The organism is Acinetobacter sp. RIT698 (assembly GCF_009668065.1).
Lineage (GTDB): Bacteria > Pseudomonadota > Gammaproteobacteria > Pseudomonadales > Moraxellaceae > Acinetobacter > Acinetobacter guillouiae.
Genome location: NZ_WJYH01000080.1, coordinates 1 through 11,567, shown reverse-complemented (window position 1 = coordinate 11,567; position 11,567 = coordinate 1). Strand labels below are relative to the sequence as shown.

At 40.2% G+C, this 11,567-nt stretch carries 3 protein-coding genes; all 3 read right to left on the bottom strand.

Annotated features, from left to right (window positions below; translation table 11 throughout):
• Positions 1–138: 138 nt before the first annotated feature.
• On the bottom strand, positions 139–4,887 hold the full coding sequence (locus tag GJV03_RS20405; protein WP_252720756.1) for an RHS repeat-associated core domain-containing protein: 4,749 nt from the start codon (positions 4,885–4,887) through the stop codon (positions 139–141).
• Between the two features lie 69 nt (positions 4,888–4,956).
• Complete coding sequence (locus GJV03_RS20400) at positions 4,957–8,541, bottom strand: type VI secretion system Vgr family protein (protein WP_154130992.1); 3,585 nt, start codon at positions 8,539–8,541, stop codon at positions 4,957–4,959.
• Positions 8,542–9,085: 544 nt separating this feature from the next.
• Positions 9,086–11,287, bottom strand: coding sequence for a TonB-dependent receptor (locus GJV03_RS20395; protein ID WP_105712978.1), 2,202 nt, complete (start codon positions 11,285–11,287; stop codon positions 9,086–9,088).
• Between the last annotated feature and the right edge of the window lie 280 nt (positions 11,288–11,567).

The window sequence follows — 11,567 nt, the reverse complement described above, 5'->3', positions numbered from 1 at the left end:
AGTCCGTGTATTTCCACCTCACCTAAAGCAATTCTAGTTCTTGACAAAACAGACCTCGTTCCCAAATCATATTCTATAATTTCAGAATATTTGTCATAAGCCTTTCTTGACTCTTTAATAAGCAATAAAACGTTGTTATTAATCACACATGACTCCTTTAGCAACAGCTACACCTGTACCCCCACCTACAATTCCTACAGTATAGTTAATATTTGTTCCGCCAGATCTTTTTAAAATTTGTTCAGGTGTTTTCTTTGCTGCTAGAGAAGCATAGTCACTAATATGCCAATTACTTTTAAATGGCTCTGGCCAGCCTTTTCTATAACTGATTTTTAATGCATTTCTCATTTTTACTGCTTCTTCTGCCGTTTTTGCAATTGTAGGAATTCTTTTCGCTTGTAAAACGTAACCCACCCGCCCCGTTGGAACCATCATTCCTCCAGCAAATTGAGCACCATTATAAGCAAGTGAACACTTATTAACCCCGCTATTAGTACCCATTTTTTCACGAACCCAATTTGTTCCTCCCATACTTACACTATCACCAAACCCAGCTGCAATGTTTACAGTAGTATCTGACGGTTCGTACCTCGTAGTATCATGAATTAATTTAAAAACTGGATCCATGAAAGTTTCATCCAACCCCATTGGATCCACCCACTGATTTGGATCACTTACATAAGCAGAATTATTTAATCCCCCAAATAATCCTATCGGATCTTTACTCACATACCTTGCACTAAACGGCTCGTAATAACGATAACGGTTATAGTGTAAACCTGTTTCCTTATCGTAATATTGCCCTTGAAATCTTAAGTTGGTTTGCTCAAGCAGATTATCACTTGTATTAATTTCTAAAGCAGTGCTCCATGTATCCTGTTTGATTTCCCAAACACACTCCCCTAGCTCATTACTTAAAGTTTGTGGTGTACCGACTTGGTCACAGTGGTAAAAGGCAACACGTTCTAATTCAGCTTTGTTCTTTCTGGTTTCAGTTTTCCATACAGGATCTTTATAAATCGAATAAGGTACATTTTGGAATTGGCGATAATCAGGTGTTTCAATCAGCTGAATAAAGCCTGTATAACCAGTCTGTAATAACGGTACAAAGCTATTCGGTTCATAGACATAGTGTTTGGTGTAGTCTTGCTGTTTTGATTGAGTTTGGTTTGCTTGATATGACTCCCATATCATTAGATCACCATCCCAACCAAATAAGGTTAGGCTGTGGTCTTGATGATTATTCTTAAATAATCGGCGACCAAAAACATCATAACCATAGTCTGTGATTTGACCATTGCTGTCACTTTGAATCAGACGATTTAAGTTATCCCAAGTGAGTTTTAAGGTCTGACCTGCTTGAGTGGTTTCAATCACATTGCCTTGTGTATCATATTTATAATGTTTGCCTTGATACTGGCTAATCAAGTTATTTTTCACTTGTGCAGCTTGAGTGGCAATCGGATCAATTAAGTTCCCCGCAGGATCAAAACTAAAGCTTTCAGTCTTATATGGGTTTTGGCTTTTAATTAAACGCCCTATTGGATCATATTGGTAATTTAACTTTCCTAAGCGACTATCATCGACTTGAGTCAGTAGGTAGTTGTTATCATAGTGATAATGGCGTTCTGCTTGAAATTGTACCCTGTCCGTTGTTTCTTGCTCTGGGCGAATGACTTGTGAGCTGAGTAAGCCCACATCATTATAATTCTTAGTTTGCACTAAACCATTGGCAAGCAGTCGTGTGGTTTCACGATGTAAATCATCGCGTTGAAATGCCACCATATCTTGTTGGTTAAAAGCAATACCATAAATATGCCCCGATCCATAACTTAGATTGGCTTGTACTTGTCCATCAGGACGAATGGTTTGAGTCAAATTCCCCAATTCATCGTACTCATAACGTAATACTGCGGTCAGTGGCGTTAGGTTGGGTATTTTATAGTGTTGATGCTCACGTACCAATTGTCCGAGTTGATTGCGATAAAAATCAATTTGGCTTTCTGTATTGGTCGCTTTACTGAGTTGGTTATTTAAGTTGTATTCAAACTCTTCAACTTGGCTATGCCGCGTCTGCAAATGGGTATAAGTCTTTGACGCGATCGAACCATCCGTATGATAGCCGAATTGAGTCAGAATATTTGGTTGGCGGATTTGAAATAAAAATCCATTGTCATGATATGTAAAGTGCTTTTCTTCACCATCAAAAGCTTGTTCACGCACCAATTGCCCAAAACGATTATAGTCAAATAGATATTCGGCATGGTTTTGATTGCTTAGTTTTTGAATTCGACCTTGCTTATCCCACTGGTAGCCGATTTGGTGACTATTGGCATCGACCCGTTGTTCTAATAGTCCGACTTGATTGTATTTATATTGGGTAATTAAGCCTTTGCTATCAGTATGCTTAAGTAAACGCCCTTCTTCATCATGTTCAAATTGTTCTTTTAATCCATCAGGATAAATGATTGCTTGTAGCTGCCCTCGGTCTTTACCTTGGGTACTATAGAGATACTGAACCTGTTGTGCATCCGCAGAGGCTTGGGCGGTCAGTGTACCGTCTTCATCATATTCCCAAGCACTACTTTTCCCTGAACAATCGGTATACGACACCATCTGTCCAAGATCATTATATTGAATTTTCTTTGAGCCGCCTTTGGCATCAATCACTTCAACCAATTGGTTGTCATTATTATATTTATACTGGGTGATATGTCCTAAAGGATTAATGTCTTTGCTGACATTGCCATCAGCATCATATTGTTTTTTCCAGATATTGCCTTCTGGGTCTTTGGTTTCAGTCAGATTACCATTTTCATCATAGGCAAACAGGATAATGCCACCATTTGGCTGTACAATTTTCACCAATTGATCTTGATCGTTATAGACTTGCTCTGTTTCTAAGCCTGCAAAATCAATTTGACGCGTAATCCGTTTTTGACTATCTCGAGATATCCACTTTTCACGACCATCGGCTAAACGAGTACGATAGGTAAAACCGTCTAAATCAAAATAATAATAGGTTGGAACTTCATAAGCATCATAGACGGCCACTTGACGCAAACGTGGATGCCATTCTAAACGGGTTTTAAAACTACCATCATCTGCCCATTCCTCAATCGCTTTGGCTTTGGGTGCGGTAGATTCATATCGAATATTTTGCCCACGTCCAGTACGATCTGTATAACGGGTCAATTGATGGGCTTGGTTATATTCATAACTGCGGGTATGACCATTTTGATCAATGGCTTTGATCAGATTGCCTTGTTGATCATATTCATAACGTGCCAATGCTTCCACTTGATCATCGACAAATGCGGCAATGACTTTGGCTTGTTCATTAAAAGCAAATTTAACTAAATGTTTAGCGCGTTTCAATTGAAAATCAATCGCCTGTAAATAGGCAAATTGTTCAAACAATAAATAGGTCAGTACTACTTTTTCATCAGTCTGATCATTAAATTGTTGAACGAGGTGATAATGTTTTCCAGCATTAAAACTATGAAAATGGAAATTCCAGTCTGAACCAAAATTCAGCAATAAATCCCCATCGTCATGTGGTGCGACACTAAAGCCTTCAAAGGGTACCTGATATGTTTCATAGACGATCGAAGCAGGCAGTTGATGTTTACGTCCATTGCTGTCAATAAATAAATACCCATTTTGATTTTGTATGATCACATTGGAAAATGGCATCATCCAACGTGCGCCGATCATACTATGGTCAAACTCATTCATTTGAGAGTTATATTGACGACTAAAGGCAAAACCAACTTTAGGCAAGTAAAAGTCTGAATGATTAACCCGCTCAGCGCCAATCGCATAACTGATACTATGTTTGGTTGCTGAGTCACTCGGCATTGAATCAGCTAGTTTGGTAGCACAAATCGGATCATTTAAGGCATCAGGTTGTAAGGTGACAAACTCTAAAATATCACCATTGATATGCTGCTCATGTTCGCCTGTTTGGTTTAACGGCACACTGGCTGTGGCTTTTTTACCTTGAGTTTGGATGGCTTTTAGGGTTTCTTGAATCAACCAAGCAAGGCTATATTGAGTTCCTGCATTGCTTTGTTGTTGAATCACGGTAGCAAGTTGTGGTGTCGCCTTAAGCACTTCTTCTGTTAATCGTGTTGCGATATTCGGGGTCATCTTTGCTGTCATATCAGCTTGTGCAGGTGTACCCAACAAATCAATCAATGGTTGTGCCCAGTTGCTAAACTGCTTGCTGGGATCACGTTTTTCAGCTGTGGCTCCCGCTGAAGCAACGCTGGGTAATCCAGCTACAGCACTGCTGCTAAAGGCTTGCAGAATTGAAGTCCCTAATGTCGTTGCACTCGACAATAAACCTGATAATTTACCTTGTGTTTCTTGTAGGAATTTTTCTAAATCGCCTGCCATCTGCGCATTTAAGTGTAGCTGCATACGACGTAAATCAGCTTCTTTTATTTTGCCATCGGCTGGGTATAAACATTCGGCCATTAAACCCAGCATTGGACGTAAAGCCATACGCACATGTGCTTCTGTATTCGGTTGTAAAAATGAACCGATTAAGTTCATGCTTAACAATGCCGATTGTTGTACGCCTGCCTCGGCTTGTTTGGGTTCTGTAGCAAATAGAATTAAATCCAATACACTGCCGGATAATGCAAAGATATTGGCGACTGTTGGTACATTGGCGCTTGCTTTAATCTGTTCTAGGCTGGTATTTCCGCAAGCCTGTAAATAGTTTTGGATTTGATGCGCGATAAACTTATGGTCTTCTGTATGCGTCAGACTGGCCAAATTAAATACTGCCAATTCTACCGCTGGCTTGGTCTCTTTAGCGGTTGGTTGTTGCTGTGTATTTGACCCTGCGGTCTGATTTTTACTATCTATAAATGCCATAAGCTTAACCTTAATACGTTCTAATTTTTAATTTAATTTCAATCAATTAAAATTCAAAAAAATGTTCAATTATTTATTTCGCGCGTTATATACATCTGGTTGTTCAGCAGCCGTTTTTCGCACAGTCACTTGTTTGGTGACATAACGAGACTCTTCCAGATCCATCCGTACCACATCCTTATCCATATCATAAATCGACTGCGGTTTTTTCACTTCGACAGGTGCTGTCGCTTGTGGAGTCTGTTGAGTCAAAATTGGCGCAGGCTGACTGACTTGTTGAGGAATGTTTTGCGGGATCGTGGGTACTGATGCATCGCCTTTTCGAGTGGTAATGCTATAGGTTAAGAAGCGAGAGAAATATTCATCTTTTTTAATAAAATCATCCACTACTTTCACTGGGGCATCTAGCCCATTTTGAGCAGCGCCAAATGACTCTGCAACAAAACCTTGACCCAGTGACGACCCAAATCCTGTTCCAGCAGTTAAATTAGAAACCAAACCACTGGTCTGTTGAGCAAACAGTGCTGAGGCTTGGTCTTTAAAGAAATCGATGCCTTGATCTTTAATGTTTTGTAGGGATTGACTTGGATTAGCAATCATCTGTCCCACATTCATCATCTGTGACGGAGATAAATTTAAATTCAATGCTGAAGAGACTGAACCTAATGCACTTTGAGTAAATTGTTCTTTAAATTGTCCCAAGCTTTGTGTGCCTAAGTCTTTTAAAGCATTTTTGCCCATATCTTTCAATGAGTCAGCATTCAAAGAGAATAAATTGTTTTTGAGTTGAGACATCATATTTTGCCCCACTGAATTTAAAGCATTTTGTGCAAAGCTTGTGGCACCACCGACCACTTCTTCTGACCAAGTATAATCACGGTTAAAATGACTTGCTTTATCCCATGCACTTCGTGGATCAGTTTCAAATTCAACTTTGGCAGGGCCAGGTGCAATACCTGTCACTTGGGCAAAGCCATTGCCATCCAGCTTGCCAGACACTTGCTTGCCAAATGAGTCAATCACTTTAAAGCCGGTTTGTTTAAAGAAGTCTTGTCCACCATAGCTTTTTAATAAGTCGAGTGCGCCTTTGAGCGGATTCGATGGCGGCAGTTGTGCTGATTTACTGACACTGGCACCCGGCTTAAATGTGTGCTGCCCTGCATTGACCTCAAATTTCCCACCTGTTTTGGGGAAAATCCCTGAACCATTTAGGGCAATCTGTGAGGAACCGCCTGTAATCAACACTTCTTTTGGACTACTGATTTCTATCCGATCTTCTGTAGACGAGATGGTAATCCCCAGTTTAGCAAATACATCTAAAGCATCTGACTGCGCTTGAATCTCGACTTTACTCTGTGCTGCAATGGCTTTAATGCCACCTTGAGCAGCAAATAGACTCACTTTGCCTAAAGCTTGTCCCAAAAGATTCTTTTGGGTACTGAGGTTAATACTATCGCCCGCAGTATGGTTAATGATGCCTGTGGCTGAAAGATGGATATCTTCAGGGGTACTTAAGGCAATCCCATCAACAGAACTGAGTAACATGATGGCTTTTTTATACTTGGCAACATCTTTTTCAATTTCTTCGGCAAAAGCTTTGAGTTGCTCAATCGATTCAATTTCATCCGTCTTTTGATTCTTGGCAATATCGCTTAAGGCTTTACTGTTGGTCTGACTACCTTCAAGTTGCTTTTTGGCAAGCTCTGAATCAAGGTGATCACCTTTGGCTTGGTCTTGTTTATAGGTTGAAAGCAGTAAACCTTGCCCTGCGCGAACTGCTCCCCATTGGTCAGTCCTCAGCTCAAAGCCTTCACCACGATCATCACTTTCTGCTTTGTCTTTAGGATGACTCAGTTTGCCCAAGTTGAGTTGGCTGGCGGCATGACTACTCTGTAACTGACTGCTGATTTGGCCAGTAGTATCGTCAAACCTCAGTTGATTGTAACCACTGCCTTGATACTCTCGACTTTTGATTCCTGCCAGTTTCTTAGTATCAGGCAGTTTGCCTTTGTCATCAAACTTACTTGGATGACGTTGTGCTTCATGGATACGCCCAACCACAAATGGACGGTCAATGTTGCCATCAAAGAAATCAATCACAACAATTTCACCGATTCTCGGTAAGAATCGCGCCCCATAGCCTTCACCTGCCCATGGGGTCAGGACATCGACCCAAGCTGAATCTGTGTCATTGTCATTAGAACCCGCACCGCCATCATGGGTGTTGTCTTCATTACGGCTAAACAGGAAGCGAACTTTAATACGCCCCCATTCATCAACATGGATTTCTTCTCCGCTTGGCCCCACCACTTTGGCCCGTTGCGGTGATGCAATCGGTCGGTGTTGTAATGGGTTATAAGCTGGAACCGTGCTGATATTACGACGTTGAATGATTAAATTACTGGCTTGACGTTCATCACTCGTGTTGCTGGTGATTTGACTTGTTTGCCAATTGCTTTGTTGGACTAAAGCGGTGACTTGATCGGTGAGATCTTTAGGTAAGTTATTTTGGTTATAAAAGCTTTTAGCCGTGATTAAAAACTCTTTGTCTGCACCTGAGTGTTGATCTATCTCAGGGTGTTCATTTAGTTCAAACCAATAGCCGACATGTGCATCGCGCACTGTTGACGTTGCTGTAAATTGTTTGGCTTGTGAATCGTAGTAGTTACTGAGGTTTTGATTAAACTTTTCAATCTGACTGTTGCCCGATGGCGTTGCGCCATCTTCACCATTAAGGTCTTGAATCCATGCAGGGCTAAAGTGCCATGCTTGTTCTAAAGCTAGACTGGCATTGTCATAATTTTCACTATGGCTGTGCTTACTTTGGACACTACCAGCGCCTTCATCAATATCCAGTACATCAGCTTGCCAACGCTGGATATACACCGAAGTCGGTTGAATGGAACGCTGACCAATAAAATTGGTAATTGAATCAGTTTTTTCTACGGCGCTGCTTCTATGGAAGCGAATATTGCGGCGTTCTAAGGCACTAAATTGCAAATTATCATCAATTAAACGAAGCTTTTGTGCTTGGATTTGTTCTGTTGAACTCGACACTTTAAGTTGTGCTTCATCAATCAGCCAGTTAATCCCTTCACTTCTCATCAAACGGGTCAGGAAGTCAAAGTCACTTTCAGATGCCTGCATAATGAATGGGCGCACATCATAGTCTTTGCTTAAGCCACTCTTATCTAGACTCAGACTTGAGGCAAACAGTGGGCTGCGTTGCGCCCATTCTTGGAACACGGTCTGGATCACATCCACAACCGATTTATTCATAAATACTCGAGAGTTTCTACGATGCTTCCAAAGTGCTGTTGGGTCTTCTACGGTCAAACGATAGATGGTAAGAGAACCATCAGATGCGCCAATATCGGCTTGGGTCACAATTCCTGAAATACGGGTTAATTCAGATTTATCTGTGACAATATCAATTGCAGCTTGCGTTCCAATAAAGCTTTTTAAAGGGATAGTTGCTGACGTTGCAAGACAGATGAGTTGGAGCCGAACACCCTCATTGATTTGATGTATTCCATCGATACGTTGTAGGAACACTTGTTGGCTCAACGCCGAATTAGAAAATTGTACGTGAATCGCACGTTTTTGTGCTGATAAGCCAAGCTGCTCCAAAGCAGCGTAAATATTGTTAGACATGCGTTATTATTTAATTCTAAATTGTGATCAATTGTACTAAAAAATTTAGGGCTTTGTCTATACAGACCAGTCTATCTTATGGTTAATATTTAAGCAAAACTGCATCTATTTTTATTATAACTCATATAAAAGATAAAAATTTCTCATTGTTTTATCAAATATTTATTTAAAAATACGCCCTTGCTTAAAACACGATTATTACACTGAGCTGATGTTTGACTATTTTTATTTCGATTCGGTCAATTCACATAATGCGTTTTAAACAGTATGGGGAAACTAAACAGCTTTGAACCAAAATTAGGGCGATACAACATGTACTCATTGAATTTTTATTCATTTCAAATTGTGCAACAACAACTCAAATAGAATAGACCTCTACAAATATGGCTAAAAAATCCGCTAAATAGCTGATCCATTCTATTGTTTTAAATTTTGACGACACTTGATACTTATCTTTGGTTAAGAATTTGTTTTATATAAATAATAAAAAAGCTGGTGATAAGTGAGAATTAAACACTCAGCACCAGCTTTTAGCTAACATCAATTAATAATTAAAAGTATAACTCAAACCAAAGGTCCGCCCTTGTGCCCGCATACTAGACACAGGGGAAAAGGTAATTTCTGACTGCTGGCTATACACAGTGCGATAGTCTTTATTCCACACGTTATAAATTCCAAAATCCACCCGCCCCTTATACGCAGGAAAATTCACTAGGGTATCCATAATCGCATAACCCTTGATTTTTGCAGCACGGTTTGGAACCACCTTATCACTGTTCACCGCAACCTTATCGTCTTCAAAGGCTTTGTCAGTTCCTTTTACAGCAAGCATCTGTACACGGAATCCATAACCATCATCACTATTCCACTCACCAAAAATAGTTCCCTTAGTTGGAGATACCTGATAAGCATTTAACTCACGCCAATTACCAGCCGCATCCTTATATTGTCCACGGGTGTAAGCCAACGTACCACCAATTTTAAAATCATCCAGAATTGGATATGCCGCAGTCATTTCTGCACCGTAAACACGCTGATCAGTATCAGCAATATTGACAGAACGGTCCGCATTGAACTGAATGACTTTATCAGATGTGTTATAAAAGCCAGTAATTCCTAAATCAAGTTTTTGATCATCTTGCAGACGCCAACCCAGTTCATAACTATTGACGGTTAGTGGTTCTATATTCGCAGTTGAAACGGTCAGAATTGAGACATCACGCAACATCCGTAATACATCTGGATAACTAAATCCTTGAGAGAAATTGGCAAATAATTGCTGATTATCAGTAAGTTTATAAACTGCGCCTAAATTAAACAAAAACTTGTCAGCATTTGTTGAATCACTCGCTACGCTTTGTGTTTGTCTAGAAGGTGTATAAGCGTCTGTATCTGCCTTGATATATTGATAGCGCGTTCCCGCTTGTAGATTAAAGCGATCCGTTAATTGATAATCTGCCTGTAAAAAAGCACCGATATTTTGAATGACAGTATCTGGACCAGCATCTAATCTTCTACCAGTATCCTTGTAAACCATACCGTTATTGCTGACAGACAATACGTCATAATGCTGAGTATCTTTTTCTCGGTCATAATCCAGACCATAGGTCAGATTAAGATCACGCGCTGCAAGCTTAAAATCAGACTGAACTGTAGACCGCATTCCTGCCACATCAACCGTATATTGCGATTGATTTACCGTCGCGCCACCAGCATAAACTGGGAAAAAACGTCCTTTTTCATTTCTATAATAGGCTTCCAAATTTACCGTCTGCCCCCATACATCCTGATTTTGATATTGGGTATTAAAGGCATAACGATCCGTAAATGGCTGATTACTTAATTCCAGTCCCTTGATTGCTCGTTCAGACTGTGGCCCTTTAGCAATGGTATAGTTCGGTCCATAATCAGGTAGATAACGAGTATCTTGCTTATCCTTATAATACTGCGCACCAAAACTCAAGCTTTGTGTGTCAGTCAAATTAAAATTCAGGCGCCCATTTATATCTAGTGTATCTGTATCATTACGGCTGGTCTGATTGGGTTCAGTTGCGATTCGATCCCCATTCGCATCAAATAATGATCCTCGACTGGTATAGTTCGCACCAAGAAAACCATCCATTTTATCATTGCTGAAAGAAACGCTCTGACCCGCTTCATAAGCCAGGCCATCTCCTCGGAAATTATCAGCAGAGGTTATCCCTAATTTCGTCTCAAAACTCAGTGGTTTCGATTTGTCAGCACGTTTGGTAATGATATTAATAATCCCACCCGTTGCGCCAGAACCATAGATACTGGTTGCCCCAGAAATAACCTCAATCCTTTCAATCATCCCCGGACTAATACTGTTCAATTGGCGCGCAGGATCACGCGATCCCGTCTGAGATACACCATCAATCATCACCAGTACCGTTCTGCCTCGCATGGTCTGGCCATAATTACTTCCAGTACCACTAGACGGCGCCAGTGAAGGAACCAGTTGAGCAAGAACATCTGCTACTTTTCGCCCTGCCCCAGCCTGTTTTTGTACCTCTGCTCCGCTAATGTTCTGTACAGTCCCTGCAATATCTGCAATGCTTTTTTCTGATCGTGTTGCTGTAATAACGATCTGTGGCAATTTCTGGACAGATTCCTGTTGTTGAGCATTGCTAACTGGTGTCTGATTATTCGAGGTTTCATCCTGTGCATATAACTGACTACTGATTGCAATAGATAAAACACATAAGCTGAATTGGGAAAGGCGCATCCTGTTTCCTCAGTTGTAGGCCTGAATTTTAGCGCTAATAATAATCATTAGCATTAATGATGTAAAACATAATATTCTAATGGCCAATTCCAACAACCTAGGAAAAATACAGTACAAAAATTTATAAATTATTAATTTATTTTGCCTTTTTATAATTTCGGTTCTGATTCATTTGAGGTTTCTAAGATTTTTTTAGCGATAATTCTCTTTAATAAAAATAAATGTGATAGCAATCTGCTTTATAAATTTTTTCTAGTGATTGATTAACAATTTTAATCAA

Bases quoted from the DNA above. Each gene is read 5' to 3' on its own strand.
- GJV03_RS20395 (WP_105712978.1), bottom strand. From the start codon at position 11,287: ATGCGCCTTTCCCAATTCAGCTTATGTGTTTTATCTATTGCAATCAGT.
- GJV03_RS20400 (WP_154130992.1), bottom strand. From the start codon at position 8,541: ATGTCTAACAATATTTACGCTGCTTTGGAGCAGCTTGGCTTATCAGCA.
- GJV03_RS20405 (WP_252720756.1), bottom strand. From the start codon at position 4,887: ATGGCATTTATAGATAGTAAAAATCAGACCGCAGGGTCAAATACACAG.